Below are 17,172 nucleotides of genomic sequence, written 5' to 3' on the forward strand. Positions count from 1 at the left end.
CTGATCGCCGCGGCCGGACTGCTCGGCGGTCTGGCGCTGTGGGCCCTCGGGCTGCGCACCGTCCAGGACCCGCGCCCGCTGACCGGGGCGTGGGTGCTCCTGCCGGTGACCGTCATGGCCGCGCTGGAGACACTGCGCAGGACCGCACCGCGGACAACGCTGCTCGTCGGCACCCTCGCCCTGGCCGCCGACCAGTTCACGAGCGGCAGTCTGGCGACGGTGCTGATGTTCACGGACCTCGTCTACGCGGCGGTGCTGTACGGAACGCCGGCCGCCGCCCGCCGTATCCCCTGGACCACGGCGCTGGTCACGGTCGCGGTGCCGATCGGGCTCGTCTCCTGGATCCCCCAGGCGGACGTGCTGCTGATCGGCGTGTTCACCGGGCTGATCAGCTTCGGCCCCGCCACCACAGGCGCCCTGGTGCGCAACCACCGCGACGCCGCCGAGGCGGCCGGGCTGCGGGCCGAACAGACCGCCCTGCTGGCCGAGATGGACCGCCGCCAGGCCGTGCTGGCCGAGCGCGCCCGGATGGCCCGTGAGCTGCACGACGTGGTCGCCAACCATCTCTCGGCGATCGCGATCCACTCGACCGCCGCGCTCTCCCTGGACGACGGGGCGACTTCCCGGAACGCGCTCTCCGTGATCCGGGAGAACAGCGTCGAGGGGCTGGCCGAGATGCGCCGGCTGATCGGGCTGCTCCGGGACAGCGGTTCGGGCGACGGCCCGGGCGACGGCCCGGGGAGTGACGGGACCGTACCGGCCGCCGCGCCCACCCTGCGCGCGCTGGACACCCTGCTGGCCCAGGCCCGTACGAACGGTGCCCCCAGCGGTCTCGACTTCACCCTGGACGACCGGCGCCAGGACCAGCCGTACGGCCACCGCGCCGACGCCCTCACCCTCCCCGCGCCCGTCGAACTCGCCGCCTACCGCATCGTCCAGGAGTCCCTGACCAACGCGCTCAAGCACGCCGCGCCCGGCACCGTCACCGTCCGACTGGCCCGGGGGCCACGGGCGCTGACGGTCCGGATCGACAGCCCCTTCGAGGACCGGCCGGGACCCCGCGCGCCCGGCTGCGGCGCCGGTCTGGTCGGGATGCGGGAGCGTGTGGCGCTGCTGGACGGGGAGTTCGAGGCCGGGCCCGTCACCACCGCCGACGGCGCCAGAATCTGGCTGGTGGGGGCCGAACTTCCCGTCATGGAACGCGGCGGTACGGCATGACCATCCGCGTTCTGGTCGCCGAGGACCAGTCGGCGGTCCGCGCCGGTCTGGTGCTCATCCTCCGCAGCGCGCCGGACATCGAGGTCGTCGGAGAGGCCGCCGACGGCGAGGAGGCCGTCGCGCTGGCCCGGGAGCTCCGCCCGGATCTGGTGCTGATGGATGTGCAGATGCCCAGGCTGGACGGCGTGTCGGCGACGCGGGCCGTGGTCGCGGAAGGGCTCGCGGACGTCCTCGTACTGACCACCTTCGATCTGGACGAGTATGTCTTCGGGGCGCTGCGCGCCGGAGCCGCCGGCTTTCTGCTGAAGAACGCCGAGGCCGGCGAGCTGCTCGCGGCGGTACGCACGGTCGCCCGCGGCGAGGGCCTGATCGCCCCGGCCGTGACGCGCCGGCTGATCGCCGAGTTCGCAGCGGCGGCCAAGCCTGCCAGGACGGCCGATCCGGACCTGCTGAACGGCCTGACCCGCAGGGAGCGCGAGGTCCTGCGCTGCCTCGGGGAAGGGCTGTCCAATGCCCAGATCGGCATGCGCCTGACGATGGCGGAGGCTACGGTGAAGACCCATGTGAGCAGGCTGCTCGGCAAGCTCGGCCTGCGCAGCCGGGTCCAAGCGGCCGTGCTGGCACAGGAGTTGGGGATCGGGTCGGACCGGGCGTGAACCGGCCGTGCACGGGCGACGTAAAACTCTGGGGCAATCCCCAGAGTCCGCACGGAACATCTTCTGGAACGCCCAGTTCCACGGCCCGCGCCACCGCGCCTTTGGTCTGGACCTATTGACGAGTGGTCCAGACCTTCCTACTCTCACCGCACACGCTGCGGTGAGCCGTCGCAGGGTGAGCAGTGCACGGACCACCCCCGCTTTGTCCGGTACTCCGGTACTCACCTGAGGAGCACGCTTGAACATCCAACCCGCCCTCCACAGAACGCGATTCAGATCGAAGGCTGTCGCGGGCCTGACCGCGCTGCTGCTTCCGCTCGCGGCGCTGGTCGGACTGGCCACGCCCGCGGAGGCCGCCGCCTCGGCGACCGCCACCTATGCCAAGGTCTCCGACTGGGGCACGGGCTTCGAGGGCAAGTGGACGGTGAAGAACACCGGCACCACCAGCCTCAGCTCCTGGACGGTGGAGTGGGACTTCCCCTCCGGCACCGCCGTCACCTCCGGCTGGGACGCCGACATCACCGGTTCGGCCAACCACTGGACCGCCAAGAACAAGTCCTGGAACGGGACCCTCGCCCCCGGCGCCTCCGTGAGCTTCGGCTTCAACGGCAGCGGTACGGGAGCGCCGTCCAACTGCAAGCTCAACGGCGCCTCGTGCGACGGCGGACCGAGCGTCCCCGGCGACAACCCGCCCTCGGCTCCCGGCACCCCCACCGCGAGCAACATCACCAACACCGCGGTGACGCTGAGCTGGACCGCGGCCACCGATGACAAGGGCATCAAGAACTACGACGTCCTGCGGGACGGTGCGAAGGTCGCCACGGTCACCGGTACGACGTACACCAACACCGGTCTGACCGCGGGCACGAACTACTCGTACACCGTCCAGGCGCGTGACACCATCGACCAGACGGGCCCGGTCAGCGGCGCCCGCGCGGTGCGCACCACCGGTGGCGGCGGCACGGACCCGGGCCCCGGCGGCAAGGTCAAGCTCGGTTACTTCACCGAGTGGGGCGTCTACGGCCGCAACTTCCACGTCAAGAACCTGGACACCTCGGGTTCCGCGTCCAAGATCACGCACATCAACTACGCCTTCGGCAATGTCACCGGCGGCAAGTGCACGATCGGTGACTCCTACGCCGACTACGAGAAGGCGTACACCGCCGACCAGAGCGTCGACGGCGTCGCCGACACCTGGGACCAGCCGCTGCGCGGCAGCTTCAACCAGCTCCGCAAGCTGAAGGCCAAGTACCCGCACATCAAGGTCCTCTGGTCCTTCGGCGGCTGGACCTGGTCCGGCGGCTTCGGCCAGGCGGCGCAGAACCCGGCCGCCTTCGCGCAGTCCTGCTACGACCTGGTGGAGGACCCGCGCTGGGCCGATGTCTTCGACGGCATCGACCTGGACTGGGAGTACCCCAACGCCTGTGGTCTGACCTGTGACACCAGCGGCCCGGCCGCGTTCAAGAACATGGTGCAGGCCATGCGCGCCAAGTTCGGTTCCAACTACCTGGTCACGGCGGCCACCACGGCGGACGCCTCGCCCGGTGGCAAGATCGAGAAGACCGACTACGCGGGCGCTTCCCAGTACCTGGACTGGATCAACGTCATGACGTACGACTTCTTCGGCGCCTTCGCCGCGCAGGGCCCGACGGCTCCGCACTCCCCGCTCACCTCGTACCCGGGCATCCCGCAGGCGGGCTTCAACTCCGCCGACGCGATCGCCAAGTTCAAGGCTCAGGGCGTGCCGGCCAACAAGCTGCTGCTCGGTATCGGCTTCTACGGCCGCGGCTGGACCGGTGTGACCCAGGACGCCCCGGGCGGCAGCGCGACCGGCGCCGCGCCCGGTACGTACGAGGCGGGCATCGAGGACTACAAGGTCCTCAAGAACACCTGCCCGCCCACCGGCACCATCGCAGGCACCGCGTACGCCAAGTGCGGCAGCAACTGGTGGAGCTACGACACCCCGGCCACCATCGCGACCAAGACGGCCTGGGCGAAGCAGCAGGGCCTGGGAGGTGCCTTCTTCTGGGACTTCACGGGAGACACCGCGAACGGTGAACTGGTGACCGCGGTCAAGAACGGCATCGGATGACCGGCAGTACGGCATGAGTGAGGGGGCGGCGCCCGAGCGCCGCCCCCTTTCGCGTGCCCCGTCGGGCTGGTACGCGAAGAAGCCTCAGGCCACGTTGACCCGCTGTCCTGGCGGCGCCGCCTCCAGCCAGGCGAGAAAGCCCGTCAGGGCGTCGTCGCTCATGGCGAGTTCCAGCCGCACTCCGCGATGAGCGCAGCCGAGAATGACGGCGTCGGAGAGCAGCGCGAGCTCCTCCTCGCCCTCGGGCGCCCGGCGTGCCAGCACCTCGATGGCGGAGCGCTCCAGGGTGCGGCGCGGGCGGGGGGCGTACGAGAAGACCCGGAACCAGTTGATCCTGTCGCCGTTGTAGCGGGCCACGCCGTACACCCAGCCCTTGCCCGACAGATCCGGCTCCTCCGGCACGTTCCAGCGCAGACTGCAGTCGAACGTCCCGCCGGAGCGCTGGATCAGCCGCCGGCGCAGACCGAAGACGAAGAGCCCCACCGCGACCAGTACGACGACCAGTCCGCATACGAGCAGAGCGAGGACCATCAACACCGACCTCCTCGCCTCATTCAGTACCCGAACAGAAATCGCACCCGCATCGCCTCAGCCGCGACCCGGTCTGGAGAGTCCAGCCAGGGCCGCGGCTGAGGGTGGAACCGTTGTGGCAGGGCTCAGCGCACCGCCACCGCGCGCAGCCGGACATCGGCGCGCCGCTCGGCGGCGGCGTCGTCGTCCGACTTGGCACGTTCCAGCGCCAGCTCCGCGCGCTGGGTGTCGATCTCGTCCGCCAGCTCGGCGATCTCCGCCAGCAGCGACAGCTTGTTGTCGGCGAACGACAGGAAGCCGCCGTGCACCGCGGCCACCACCGTTCCGCCGTCGGTCGTACGGATGGTCACCGGGCCCGACTCCAGCACACCGAGCAGCGGCTGGTGACCGGGCATGACGCCGATGTCGCCGGACGTGGTGCGCGCGACGACCAGGGTGGCCTCGCCGGACCAGACGCTGCGGTCCGCGGCGACCAGCTCGACATGCAGCTCAGCAGCCAAGGGTGGCTCCTCGGGTCACCACCCGGCTGTTCGGCCGGGTGTTGGGCTTGATTCTATGGGTTGTCGTCGGGAGCGTCGGAGGGGGGCGGGAGGAACCCGCCCCCCTCCATGAGCCGAGGGCTCAGGAGACGCCCAGCTCCTTGGCGTTGGCCTTGAGGTCCTCGATGCCACCGCACATGAAGAACGCCTGCTCGGGGAAGTGGTCGTAGTCCCCGTCGCAGATCGCGTTGAACGCGGTGATCGACTCGTCCAGCGGCACGTCCGAACCGTCCACACCGGTGAACTGCTTGGCGGCGTGGGTGTTCTGCGACAGGAAGCGCTCGACACGGCGGGCACGGTGGACGACGAGCTTGTCCTCCTCGCCCAGCTCGTCGATACCGAGGATCGCGATGATGTCCTGGAGGTCCTTGTACTTCTGGAGGATTCCCTTGACGCGGCTGGCCGCGTCGTAGTGGTCCTGCGAGATGTACCGCGGGTCCAGGATCCGGGACGTCGAGTCCAGCGGGTCGACCGCCGGGTAGATGCCCTTCTCCGAGATCGGACGCGACAGCACGGTCGTCGCGTCGAGGTGCGCGAAGGTCGTGGCCGGGGCCGGGTCGGTCAGGTCGTCCGCGGGCACGTAGATCGCCTGCATCGAGGTGATCGAGTGACCGCGCGTCGAGGTGATGCGCTCCTGGAGCACACCCATCTCGTCCGCCAGCGTCGGCTGGTAACCCACCGCGGACGGCATACGGCCGAGCAGGGTGGACACCTCGGAACCGGCCTGGGTGAAGCGGAAGATGTTGTCGATGAAGAGCAGCACGTCCTGCTTCTGCACATCGCGGAAGTACTCCGCCATGGTCAGCGCGGAGAGCGCGACACGCAGACGTGTGCCCGGCGGCTCGTCCATCTGGCCGAAGACCAGCGCGGTCTTGTCGAGCACGCCCGACTCGGTCATCTCGTCGATCAGGTCGTTGCCCTCACGGGTGCGCTCACCGACACCGGCGAACACGGAAACACCATCGTGCAGGTTGGCCACACGCATGATCATTTCCTGGATGAGGACGGTCTTGCCGACGCCCGCACCCCCGAACAGACCGATCTTGCCGCCCTTGACGTACGGGGTCAGCAGGTCGACCACCTTCAGGCCGGTCTCGAACATCTCGGTCTTGGACTCGAGCTGGTCGAAGGCCGGGGCCTTGCGGTGGATCGGCCAGCGCTCGGTGATCTGGGACTCGGCCTCCGGCTCGTTCAGGATCTGACCGAGGGTGTTGAACACCTTGCCCTTGGTCACATCGCCGACCGGTACGGTGATGCCGTTGCCCGTGTTGACCACCGTGGCCTGGCGGACCAGACCGTCGGTGGGCTGCATCGAGATGGCGCGGACCAGTCCGTCGCCCAGGTGCTGGGCGACTTCGAGGGTCAGCGTCTTGCGCCTGCCCTCCTCGGCCGGGTCGGCGACCTCGACGTGCAGCGCGTTGTAGATGTCCGGCATCGCGTCGACGGGGAATTCCACGTCGACGACCGGGCCGATGACCCGGGCGACGCGGCCCGTGGCCGCGGCCGTCACAGCATTCTCGGTAGTCGTCGTCATTTACCTGTCACTCCCCGCGGTCGCGTCGGCCAGGGCGCTGGCGCCGCCGACGATCTCGCTGATTTCCTGGGTGATTTCGGCCTGGCGGGCCGCGTTGGCAAGCCGGGAGAGGCTCTTGATGAGGTCCCCGGCGTTGTCGGTCGCCGACTTCATCGCGCGCCGGGTGGCGGCGTGCTTGGAGGCGGCGGCCTGCAACAGCGCGTTGTAGATACGGCTCTCGACATAGCGCGGCAGCAGGGCGTCGAGGACGTCCTCCGCCGACGGTTCGAAGTCGAAGAGCGGAAGGATCTCGCCCTTCGCCGCGGACTCCTCGGCGGCCTCGCCGAGGCTGAGCGGCAGCAGCCGGTGCTGTACCGGCGTCTGCGTCAGCATCGAGACGAACTCGGTGAAGACGATGTGGAGCTCGTCCACGCCGCCCTCGGCCGTGTCCTGCTGGACGGCCGCGATCAGCGGCGCCGCGACCTTCTTGGCGTCCGCGTACGTGGGACTGTCGGTGAAGCCGGTCCACGACTCCACGATCCTGCGCTCGCGGAAGCCGTAGTAGGAGACACCCTTGCGGCCGACGATGTACGAGTCGACCTCCTTGCCCTCACCACGGAGCCGCTCGGTGAGCTGGTCCGCCGCCTTGATGGCGTTCGAAGAGTAGCCGCCGGCCAGACCGCGGTCGCTCGTGACGAGCAGGACCGCGGCACGGACCGGCGTCTCCGCCTCGGTGGTCAGCGGGTGCTTGGTCGCCGATCCCGTCGCCACCGCGGTGACCGCGCGGGTCAGCTCGGTCGCGTACGGCGTGGAGGCCGCCACCTGGCGCTGCGCCTTGACGATGCGCGAGGCGGCGATCATCTCCATCGCCTTGGTGATCTTCTTGGTCGCGGTGACGGATCGGATGCGACGCTTGTAGACCCGGAGCTGGGCTCCCATGAGTCAGGTCCCTTCCGTCGTCACTTGGAGACGTTGACGGCCGGCGCGTCCTCGCCCAGGAGCCTGCCGTCCGAGGTCTCGAACTGCCGCTTGAAGGCGGCGATGGCGTCCGCGATGGACTGGAGCGTGTCGTCCGACATCTTGCCGCCCTCGGCGATGCTGGTCAGCAGCTCCTTGCGCTCGCGGCGCAGGTACTCCAGCAGCTCGGTCTCGAAGCGGCGGATGTCGAGGACCGGTACGTCGTCCATCTTGCCGGTGGTGCCGGCCCAGACGGAGACGACCTGCTCCTCGACCGGGTACGGCGAGTACTGCGGCTGCTTCAGCAGCTCGACCATGCGCTTGCCGCGCTCCAGGGACGCCTTGGACGCCGCGTCCAGGTCGGAGCCGAAGGAGGCGAACGCCTCCAGCTCACGGTACTGGGCGAGGTCCACGCGCAGTCGGCCCGAGACCTGCTTCATGGCCTTGTGCTGGGCGGAGCCACCGACTCGGGAGACCGAGATACCGACGTTCAGCGCGGGCCGCTGCCCGGCGTTGAACAGGTCGGACTCCAGGAAGCACTGGCCGTCGGTGATGGAGATGACGTTGGTCGGGATGAACGCCGACACGTCGTTCGCCTTCGTCTCGACGATCGGGAGGCCCGTCATCGAACCGGCGCCCAGGTCGTCGGAGAGCTTGGCGCAGCGCTCCAGCAGACGCGAGTGCAGATAGAAGACGTCGCCCGGGTAGGCCTCGCGGCCCGGCGGACGGCGCAGCAGCAGGGACACGGCGCGGTAGGCGTCGGCCTGCTTGGAGAGGTCGTCGAAGATGATCAGGACGTGCTTGCCCTGGTACATCCAGTGCTGGCCGATGGCCGAGCCGGTGTACGGCGCCAGGTACTTGAAGCCGGCCGGGTCGGACGCGGGGGCGGCGACGATCGTCGTGTACTCGAGCGCGCCCGCCTCCTCCAGCGCACCGCGCACGGACGCGATGGTGGAGCCCTTCTGGCCGATGGCGACGTAGATGCAGCGGACCTGCTTGTTCGTGTCGCCCGAGCGCCAGTTGTCACGCTGGTTGATGATCGTGTCGACGGCCAGCGCGGTCTTGCCGGTCTGGCGGTCGCCGATGATGAGCTGACGCTGGCCGCGGCCGATCGGCACCATGGCGTCGACGGCCTTGTAGCCGGTCTGCATCGGCTCGTGGACCGACTTACGGACCATGACGCCGGGAGCCTGCAGCTCCAGGGCGCGGCGGCCGTCGGTCTCGATCTCGCCGAGTCCGTCGATCGGGTTGCCGAGCGGGTCGACGACGCGACCCAGGTATCCCTCGCCGACGGCGACGGAGAGGACCTCGCCGGTACGGGTGACCGACTGCCCCTCCTCGATACCGCTGAACTCACCGAGGATGATCGAACCGATCTCGCGTTCCTCGAGGTTGAGGGCGAGACCGAGGGTGCCGTCCTCGAACTTCAGCAGCTCGTTCGCCATGGCCGAGGGCAGCCCCTCGACCTTCGCGATGCCGTCGCCGGCCACACTGACCGTACCGACCTCCTCGCGCGAGGCCGCGTCCGGCTTGTACGACTGGACGAAGTTCTCCAGCGCGTCCCGGATCTCCTCCGGCCGGATCGTGAGCTCCGCCATCTGGGTTCCCTGCTCTCCTTGTTGGGCCCGAAGTTTCTTTGGGGGTCTATCTCGGGGTCTGGGGGCGACCCCCAGGAATCTTCTGCAGTTTCTGCACGGCCCAACCGGGCCGCTGGTGTTGCTCTGTTCTGTTGGCCGGCGTCAGGCCGCCCGGCGCTGCCCGCGGTCAGCCGGCGAGCCGCCGTTCCGCCTCCGCGAGACGGTCCGCGACCGTGCCGTTGATGATCTCGTCACCGACACGCACCGAGATCCCGCCGAGGACCTCGGGATCCACGTCCAGGTTCAGATGCATCGGGTGTCCGTACAGCTTCGCCAGCGCCGCGCCGAGGCGCCGCTTCTGGGCGTCGGTGAGCGGTACCGCCGAGGTGACGACGGCGACCATCCGGTCCCGGCGCGCCGCGGCGAGCCGGGACAGGGTCTGGAGACCCGATTCCAGGCTACGTCCCCGGGGCTGCGTCACAAGACGCGCGACCAGGCGCTCGGTGGCCGGTTCCGCCCGGCCGCCGAGCAGCTGGTTCAGCAGCGCGGTCTTGGCGGAGACCGTGGCCGACCGGTCGGTCAGCGCCGCGCGCAGCCCGGTGCTGGACTCGACGATGCGGCCGAACCGGAACAGCTCGTCCTCCACGTCGTCGAGCGCCCCGGTCCGCTGCGCGGCGGTCAGCTCGGCGAGGGCGGACAGCTCCTCGACGGAGTCGACCAGGTCGCGCGGCTGGGACCAGCGGGAGCGGACCATGCCGGAGACCAGATCGGCGGCCGGGCCGCCCACCTGGCCGCGCAGCAGCCGTCCTGCCAGCTCGGCCTTGGCCTCACCGGGCTGCGCCGGGTCGGTCAGGACCCGGCGCAACGACACCTCGCGGTCGAGCAGCGCGGTTACGGCGGCCAGCTCCTCGGCGAGCTTCCCGGCGTCGACCGACGTGCTGTCGGTCAGTGCGTCGAGACGCTCGCGTGCGGCAGCCAGTGCCTCGCGGCTCGCTCCGTTCATCGCCTGGCCTCGGCCTTCTCGGCGCCGTCCTCGAGCTCGTCGAGGAAGCGGTCGATGGTGCGGCTCTGCCGGGCGTGGTCCTCCAGGGACTCACCGACGAGCTTGCCGGCCAGTTCCGTGGCGAGCTTGCCCACGTCCTGACGCAGCGCACTGGCCGCGGCCTTGCGGTCGGCCTCGATCTGGGCGTGGCCGGCGGCGATGATCTCCTCGCGCTGCCGCTGTCCCTCCGCCTTCATCTCCTGGATGATGACGGCGCCCTGCTCGGTCGCCTCCTGGCGGAGACGGGCGGCCTCGTGGCGGGCCTCGGCGAGCTGGGCCTTGTACTGCTCCAGCACGCTCTGGGCCTCGGTCTTGGCCTCCTCCGCCTTTTCGATGCCGCCCTCGATGGCCTCGCGGCGCTCTTCCAAAACCTTGTTGATGTTCGGGAGGAGCTTCTTGGCGAGGAAGCCGAAGACGATGACGAAGGCGAGAAGACCGATGACAAGCTCGGGAACCGGCGGAATGAGGGGGTTTTCCATCTCCTCAGCCGCGATATTGAGCAGTGGGCTCACATCAGTGCCTTTCGTCTAGTGGGCTGGTCGTCAGTCCGCGATCAGATGCCGTAGACGAACGGCATGACCAGACCGATGAGGGCGAGCGCCTCACAGAACGCGAAACCGAGGATCTGGTTCGTACGGATCAGACCGGCCGCCTCGGGCTGACGGGCGAGGGCCTGGGTGCCGTTACCGAAGATGATGCCGACGCCGACGCCGGGACCGATGGCGGCCAGGCCGTAACCGATGGAGCCGAGCGAGCCGGATACGGCGGCAAGAGTCTGGGACATGCCAGTTCTTCCTTCTCTTTCACGGACCGGTGGGGGTTGGCCACCGGACGACTGTGGGGTCTGGGACGGGAGGACGGTCAACGAGGACGATCAGTGGCTCTCGGCGAGCGCGCCCTGGATGAAGCTGCACGTCAGAAGCACGAAGACATACGCCTGAAGGGCCTGGATGAAGAGCTCGAAGACGGTCATCACGATGACCATCACGAACGAGACACCGGCGTATGCGATGCCGATACCGTTCAGCAGGTACCAGCTCGCGATCGTGAAGAGCAGCAGCAGCGTGTGGCCCGCGAACATGTTCGCGAAGAGTCGCACGGCGTGCGTGAACGGGCGGATCAGCAGGTTCGAGAACAGCTCGATGGCCATCGAGAGCGGCAGGACCGGGCCGAGCGACTTGTCGTAGCCGCTGAAGTTCTTGAAGGCGCCGACGAAGCCGTGCCGCTTGAAGGTGAGCGACACCCACAAGACGTAGACGATGAACGCGAGCACCGCCGGGTAGGCGATGATCGCCGTCACCGGGAACTGCGCGACCGGGATGATCGACCAGAGGTTCATCATCCAGACGAAGAAGAAGAGCGAGACGATGATCGGTACATACTTCTCGCCCTCCTTCTTGCCGATGATCTCGTAGACGACACCGCGGCGTACGAAGTCGTAGCCGGCCTCGGCCACCATCTGAAGCTTGCCCGGGACAACCTTCGGCTTGCGGAAAGCGGCCCAGAAGAAGCCCACGATGATCAGGGAACCCAGCAGCGCCAGCAGCATCGTCTTGTTGAAGTACAAGTTGCTGTCCGCGTTGCCCACGATGGGCTCGAACAGGAACGAGTGCAGGCCGGGTGCCGGGAAGCCACATCCGTCGAAGATGTGGCAGTCGGTCTCGAAGGCGAGCACCTGCGTCGGGTCAGCACTCACCGCGGGCTCCTTCAGCATGGCGCATAGGTACGGCAACCTCGTTGTGTCGGCGCGGCGCGGAGCCGCGGTTCGGCACTGGACTGGGGGTGTTACGGATGTGGAGACGGCGGTCGGGCGTTGAGCCTCGCGTGAGAACAGGCGTCAGCTCGGATGCCCGCGCCCGCAATGCCGCAGTTGGCACCGGACGATAGCAGGATCTCGAACGGGCACTTATCCCGGCCCTACTCCTCACGCCGACGACCCCGACTTCCCGGCCGGACTGGAGGACGTTCCGGTGGAGGTCTCGGGGTCGACGTAGAGAATCTTGGCCTTCATGTGCGCACGTGCCTGGGCGGCGACCCAGACGAGCGTCGCCACAACGAGCGTGAGGGCGAAGGTCTTCGGATCGAAGAGCGTGGTGTCCTTGAACGTGGCCACGAAGATGAAGAGCAGCAGGAGCTGGGCCGTGTAGAGCAGCAGGCCCATCGCCTGGAAAAGGTGCGGGAGCGACGCCGCCGTTCGCTGGAGGACCACCAGCCCGATGGCCATGAAGAGCACGACCACCACCGTGCCGACCCCGGCTCCCAGAGCGCCTTTGCCGCCCACGACCACGCCACTGATCACCGTGGCGAGCACGCCGACGGCGGCCGTGGGGACGGCGGTGTGCAGGAGGATCCGGGCGTCGTTGGACGGCATGGCGGCAGCTCCGCTTACTGGGTGGGGCAGATGGTGTCGTCATGGACGAGCGTAGGCCCGGTCCGAGAGAAGGTTTCTCGGGCCAACGAACCGTCGCACTACGGTCCTTCGGCTCTGTCGCCGGGTCTCGTGAACAGTATCACAAACTATTTGATGAGGTCTTTACCATGGTGGTGTGCTGACTGTCACACGTGAGAGTTACCCCGCGCGTGTGTGCAGGACACCACGCCATCTTGTCTGGTATTGCCCCTCGGTGAGGGAAATAACAACACGGTCAGTTCCTCGAACCAGCCTTGCTGCGGTCGGGAAGACGCGAACGAGCGCCGAGCGCGGTCGCGCCGTTGACACCCGCGGGAACAGGTGTGCGCTCCTCCGTCGGGTCCGCCGCGGGCCGCTCCTCGGCGGCGGGCGCGAGCGCCGCGACGGGCGGGGCGAGTTCCCCGGCGGCCGGTTCGCCCTTCCGCTTGCGGCGGTAGCGCGGCGGCACGAACGACTGTGCCCAGAGCGGGGCGCGCGGTGTGAAGCGCGGCAGCAGCAGAAGCACCAGGCCCACCGCGCTCAGCGCGACGATCACCAGCAGGATCCACATCGACGCCGAGTGCACCGAGTAGGCGACCACTCCGAACGCGATCAGCGCCGACCAGAAGTACATGATCAGCACCGCCCTGCTGTGCGAGTGCCCGATCTCCAGCAGCCGGTGGTGCAGATGGCCCCGGTCGGCGGCGAACGGCGACTGGCCGTTCCAGGTACGGCGCACGATCGCCAGCACCAGGTCCGCGAACGGGATCGCGATGATCGTCAGGGGCAGCAGCAGCGGGATGAAGACCGGCAGCGCGGCGTGGGTGGCCTTCCGGGTGGAGCCCTCGAAGATCTTCAGCACGTCGAGGTCGACCTGCCCGGTCACCGAGATCGCGCCCGCGGCGAGCACCAGACCGATCAGCATCGATCCCGAGTCGCCCATGAAGATCCGCGCGGGGTGCATGTTGTGCGGCAGGAAGCCCACGCACATGCCCATCAAGATCGCCGAGAAGAGGGTGGCGGGGGCCGCGGCCTCGATGCCGTAGCCGTACCAGAGCCGGTAGGTGTACAGGAAGAAGGCCGCGGCGGCGATGCAGACCATGCCGGCCGCCAGACCGTCCAGACCGTCCACGAAGTTGACCGCGTTGATGGTGATCACGACCAGCGCGACGGTGAGCAGCGTGCCCTGCCAGGAGGTCAGCGAGACCATCCCTGCGCCCGGCACCGGGATCCACAGGATCGTCAGACCCTGCATGACCATCACACCCGCGGCGATCATCTGGGCGCCGAGCTTGATCAGCGCGTCGATCTCGAACTTGTCGTCCAGGACACCGATCAGCCAGATCAGGGCGGCACCGGAGAGCAGCGCGCGCGGCTCGTTGGACAGCTCGAAGACCCCGTTGAGGTTCTGGAGGTTGTCCGCCACGAGCAGTCCGGCGCACAGGCCGAAGAACATGGCGATACCGCCGAGCCTCGGCGTCGGTTCGCGGTGCACGTCACGGGCGCGGATCTCCGGCATCGCCCCGGTCGCGATGGCGAACTTCCGCACCGGGCCGGTCAGCAGATAGGTCACCGCAGCCGTCACACAGAGCGTCAGCAGGTAATCACGCACGGGCTGCCCCACAGGAATCGCTGGCCATCTCAGCCCCACACACTAGCCCGCGCCGGACCCACTGTCGGATACCGAGTCGCCATATGAGCCAGGACGGGAGGCTGAGCGGGATGGTTGCACGGCTTGTCGCCGCACCGTGTTCCCGTCAGGAGAGCTTCCCATACGGAGGGAACCCGCCGACCAGTTCCCGCACTTCGGCACGGACCCTGCGCGCCGTCTCCGCGCCTCCGCGCAGCGCCGAGGTGAAGAGCAGCGCGATCCGCGCCATTTCGGCCTCTGACATGCCCTGGGTGGTCACGGCGGCCGTCCCCAGCCGGATGCCCCGGCCCTCCGCGTACGGCAGCGCGCATGTGTCGAGCACCACACCCGCGGCGGCCAGCCGGCCGCGGGCCGTTCTGCCGTCCACACCGAGCGGCGCGGGATCGGCGGTGATCAGATGGGTGTCCGTACCGTCCGTGGTGATCCGCAGACCCTCCGCGGCCAGCGCCTTCGCCAGCGCGCGGGCGTTGGCGACGACCTGGTGCGCGTACGCCGTGAACGCCGGGGCCGCCGCCTCGCCGAACGCGACGGCCTTGGCGGCGATCGTATGCATCTGCGCACCGCCCTGCGTGAACGGGAACACCGCGCGGTCGACCCGCTCCGCCAGCTCCTCGCCGCACAGGATCATCCCGCCGCGCGGTCCGCGCAGCACCTTGTGGGTGGTCGCGCACACGACATCGGCGTACGGCACCGGACTGGGCGCCGCGCCTCCGGCCACCAGTCCGATCGGATGCGCGGCGTCAGCGATCAGATACGCGCCGACGTCATCGGCGATCTGCCGGAACGCGGCGTAGTCGATGTGGCGCGGATACGAGATCGAGCCGCACACGATCGCCTTGGGCCGGTGCTCCCGGGCCAGCGCGCGCACCCGCGAAGGGTCGATGAACCCGGTCGTCTCGTCGACCCCGTACCCGACGAAGTCGAACCAGCGGCCCGAGAAGTTGACCGGCGCGCCATGCGTGAGATGACCGCCGTACGGCAGCCCCATGGCCAGCACGGTGTCGCCGGGCCGCAGCAGCGCGGCGTAGGCGGCGAGAACGGCGGAGGAGCCGGAGTGCGACTGCACATTGGCGTGCCCGGCCCCGAAGAGCGCCTTCGCCCGGGCGATCGCGATCCGCTCGGCGGCGTCGACGAGCTCGCAGCCGCCGTGGTGGCGGTGGCCCGGATAGCCCTCGGCGTACTTGTTGGCGAGGGGTGAACCGAGGGCGGCGAGCACGGCGGGCGAGGTGAAGTTCTCCGCGGCGATGAGCTGGAGGCTGTCGGCCTGGCGGCGCGTCTCCCCGAGGATCACCTCGGCCATCTCGGGATCCTGCCGCAGCAGCGCGTCCGGCGCGGTGTGGGGTGCGATGACGACCGGCATGGGTGGCTCCGGACCTCGGGGTGTGTACGCCCCTCCAATGTAGGCGCTCACGCCCGACGGCGCGGGGTGCGACGTGCGGTGCGGTCCGCGGTGGGTACGGGTGCCGGGTCTGCGCCCGGTCCGGGGCCGCGTGTCCGGCCCGTCCGGCGACGGGGGACGGCGCGGGGCTCAGAGCGAGGAGGGCACGCCCGTCAGCGCCGTGACCACCGGGTCCAGCGCCTGGTGGATCTCCTCGCCGATCGAGCGGAAGAACGTGATCGGCGCCCCGTACGGGTCGTACACCTCGTCCGCCTCCGCCGTCGGGGCCAGCAGCCAGCCCCGCAGCGCCGCCGCCGCGCGGACCAGGGCGCGGGCGCGTTCGACCACGCCCTCGTCGACCGCGTCGGGCAGGGTCGCCGGGTCTATGGCCCGTACCAGCCGGGTGAACTCCTTGAGCGTGAAGGTGCGCAGACCCGCGGAGTGGCCCATGGAGATCACCTGGGCGCGGTGGTCACGGGTCGCGGTGAGGACCAGGTCCGCGCGGATCACATGCTCGTCCAGCAGTTCCCGGCCGACGAACCCGGTCGCGTCCGCGCCGAAGTCGGCCAGTACGGCCTCCGCGTTGGCCTCCATGGGCGCGCCCTCGTGCCCCCAGGTGCCGGCGCTCTCCACGATCAGGCCGCCGGTGAGCCGCTCGCCGAGGCGGACGCTCAGGGCATGCCGGTTCAGCCGCTCGGTGATCGGCGAGCGGCAGACGTTCCCGGTACTGACGTGGAGGATGCGGAAGGTGTTGCCGGTGTGTGCGGTCTCCGCTATGCCACGCCCCTCGGGGGCGGTCAATTGGCCACCTCGAGGTCGGGTACCACCTTGCGCAGCTCCTCCGCGTCGAGGGCGCCGGCCCGCAGCAGCAGCGGGACCGCGCCGGTGACATCGACGATCGAGGAGGGCACGATGCCGGGCGTGGGGCCCCCGTCGAGATAGACCGAGACGGAGTCGCCGAGCATCTCCTGCGCCGCGTCGCAGTCCTCGGGAGACGGGTGTCCCGTGAGGTTGGCGCTGGAGACCGCCATCGGGCCGATCTCGGTGAGCAGTTCGATGGCGACGGGGTGCAGCGGCATCCGGATCGCCACCGTGCCACGGGTGTCGCCCAAGTCCCACTGGAGGGACGGCTGGTGCCGGGCGACGAGGGTGAGCGCGCCGGGCCAGAACGCGTCGACCAGTTCCCACGCCTGCTCGGAGAAGTCGGTGACCAGGCCGTGCAGGGTGTTCGGGGAGCCGATCAGCACGGGTGTGGGCATGTTGCGTCCGCGGCCCTTGGCGTCGAGCAGGTCGGCGACCGCCTCGGAGCTGAAGGCGTCCGCGCCGATCCCGTACACGGTGTCGGTGGGCAGCACGACCAGCTCACCACGGCGTACGGCCGACGCGGCCTCACGCAGACCCGTCGAACGGTCGGTCGCGTCATTGCAGTCGTATCGCCGTGCCATCAGCCTGACTCCCTATTTTTTGAGGCTCGGTTCGCCTCCGGGGCGCTCTCTGCCACCGTCGGCGGTCGATCGTGCTCGGTTCGCCCGTTCCTCGCGAACCTGCGCGCGTTCTCCCTTTCGACGGCGGCGCGCCCCTTCGGCTCACTCGCCTGGTGCTCTGGGCGCGCGCTCACCCGAAAGGCAC

General features: G+C 69.3%; 17 protein-coding genes. 3 read left to right on the forward strand and 14 right to left on the reverse strand.

The window, feature by feature from the left end; translation table 11 throughout:
- The 3 genes from BFF77_RS16855 to BFF77_RS16865 form a co-directional block, all read left to right on the forward strand.
- Positions 1 to 1,218: sensor histidine kinase (locus tag BFF77_RS16855; RefSeq protein WP_245703559.1), on the forward strand; the 1,218-nt coding region annotated here is incomplete at its 5' end.
- Positions 1,215 to 1,874 carry a response regulator gene (locus BFF77_RS16860; RefSeq protein WP_066950085.1) on the forward strand — a complete coding sequence of 220 codons (660 nt, stop codon included), beginning with the start codon at positions 1,215 to 1,217 and terminating at the stop codon, positions 1,872 to 1,874. The genes BFF77_RS16855 and BFF77_RS16860, both read left to right, overlap by 4 nt.
- A 238-nt stretch (positions 1,875 to 2,112) precedes the next feature.
- Positions 2,113 to 3,966 carry a glycoside hydrolase family 18 chitinase gene (locus BFF77_RS16865; protein WP_066950088.1) on the forward strand — a complete coding sequence of 618 codons (1,854 nt, stop codon included), beginning with the start codon at positions 2,113 to 2,115 and terminating at the stop codon, positions 3,964 to 3,966.
- Positions 3,967 to 4,050: 84 nt separating this feature from the next.
- Here the strand turns inward: BFF77_RS16865 and BFF77_RS16870 are convergent, their stop codons facing one another.
- The 14 genes from BFF77_RS16870 to BFF77_RS16935 all read right to left on the reverse strand — a co-directional run bounded on the left by BFF77_RS16870 (position 4,051) and on the right by BFF77_RS16935 (position 16,988).
- On the reverse strand, positions 4,051 to 4,497 hold the full coding sequence (locus tag BFF77_RS16870; protein WP_066950091.1) for a DUF2550 domain-containing protein: 447 nt from the start codon (positions 4,495 to 4,497) through the stop codon (positions 4,051 to 4,053).
- A 125-nt stretch (positions 4,498 to 4,622) separates the two neighbouring features.
- On the reverse strand, positions 4,623 to 4,997 hold the full coding sequence (locus tag BFF77_RS16875) for a F0F1 ATP synthase subunit epsilon (protein ID WP_066950094.1): 375 nt from the start codon (positions 4,995 to 4,997) through the stop codon (positions 4,623 to 4,625).
- A gap of 121 nt (positions 4,998 to 5,118) precedes the next feature.
- Positions 5,119 to 6,570: a F0F1 ATP synthase subunit beta gene (gene atpD, locus BFF77_RS16880; protein WP_066950098.1), complete on the reverse strand. Its 1,452-nt coding sequence runs from the start codon at positions 6,568 to 6,570 to the stop codon at positions 5,119 to 5,121.
- Entirely contained in the window at positions 6,571 to 7,488 is a 918-nt protein-coding gene (locus BFF77_RS16885; protein ID WP_066950101.1) for a F0F1 ATP synthase subunit gamma, read from the reverse strand. It lies immediately after the preceding gene.
- Between the two features lie 20 nt (positions 7,489 to 7,508).
- Entirely contained in the window at positions 7,509 to 9,104 is a 1,596-nt protein-coding gene (gene atpA, locus BFF77_RS16890; protein WP_066950104.1) for a F0F1 ATP synthase subunit alpha, read from the reverse strand.
- Positions 9,105 to 9,270: 166 nt separating this feature from the next.
- Positions 9,271 to 10,086, reverse strand: coding sequence for a F0F1 ATP synthase subunit delta (locus BFF77_RS16895; protein WP_066950106.1), 816 nt, complete (start codon positions 10,084 to 10,086; stop codon positions 9,271 to 9,273).
- Positions 10,083 to 10,637, reverse strand: a complete 555-nt coding sequence (locus tag BFF77_RS16900) for a F0F1 ATP synthase subunit B (RefSeq protein ID WP_066950109.1) — start codon at positions 10,635 to 10,637, stop codon at positions 10,083 to 10,085. The genes BFF77_RS16895 and BFF77_RS16900 overlap by 4 nt, the downstream gene beginning before the upstream one ends.
- Before the next feature lie 41 nt (positions 10,638 to 10,678).
- Positions 10,679 to 10,909, reverse strand: coding sequence for an ATP synthase F0 subunit C (gene atpE / locus BFF77_RS16905; protein WP_066950113.1), 231 nt, complete (start codon positions 10,907 to 10,909; stop codon positions 10,679 to 10,681).
- A gap of 90 nt (positions 10,910 to 10,999) precedes the next feature.
- A complete protein-coding gene (gene atpB, locus BFF77_RS16910; protein WP_066950165.1) occupies positions 11,000 to 11,836 on the reverse strand; it encodes a F0F1 ATP synthase subunit A in 837 nt (278 codons plus the stop codon).
- Between the two features lie 213 nt (positions 11,837 to 12,049).
- Positions 12,050 to 12,496 (reverse strand): Cg1360 family ATP-synthase-associated protein, encoded by a 447-nt coding sequence (locus BFF77_RS16915; RefSeq protein ID WP_066950115.1) that lies wholly within the window; start codon positions 12,494 to 12,496, stop codon positions 12,050 to 12,052.
- 274 nt (positions 12,497 to 12,770) lie between these two features.
- On the reverse strand, positions 12,771 to 14,126 hold the full coding sequence (locus BFF77_RS16920) for an MraY family glycosyltransferase (RefSeq protein ID WP_066950118.1): 1,356 nt from the start codon (positions 14,124 to 14,126) through the stop codon (positions 12,771 to 12,773).
- Positions 14,127 to 14,271: 145 nt separating this feature from the next.
- Positions 14,272 to 15,525 carry a serine hydroxymethyltransferase gene (locus tag BFF77_RS16925; protein ID WP_066950120.1) on the reverse strand — a complete coding sequence of 418 codons (1,254 nt, stop codon included), beginning with the start codon at positions 15,523 to 15,525 and terminating at the stop codon, positions 14,272 to 14,274.
- Positions 15,526 to 15,693: 168 nt separating this feature from the next.
- Positions 15,694 to 16,344 carry an arsenate reductase/protein-tyrosine-phosphatase family protein gene (locus tag BFF77_RS16930; protein ID WP_066950123.1) on the reverse strand — a complete coding sequence of 217 codons (651 nt, stop codon included), beginning with the start codon at positions 16,342 to 16,344 and terminating at the stop codon, positions 15,694 to 15,696.
- Positions 16,341 to 16,988 carry an L-threonylcarbamoyladenylate synthase gene (locus BFF77_RS16935; RefSeq protein WP_066950125.1) on the reverse strand — a complete coding sequence of 216 codons (648 nt, stop codon included), beginning with the start codon at positions 16,986 to 16,988 and terminating at the stop codon, positions 16,341 to 16,343. The genes BFF77_RS16930 and BFF77_RS16935 overlap by 4 nt, the downstream gene beginning before the upstream one ends.
- Positions 16,989 to 17,172 lie beyond the last annotated feature (184 nt).

It is taken from the genome of Streptomyces lushanensis, from assembly GCF_001700515.1.
Taxonomy (GTDB): Bacteria; Actinomycetota; Actinomycetes; order Streptomycetales; family Streptomycetaceae; genus Streptomyces; species Streptomyces lushanensis.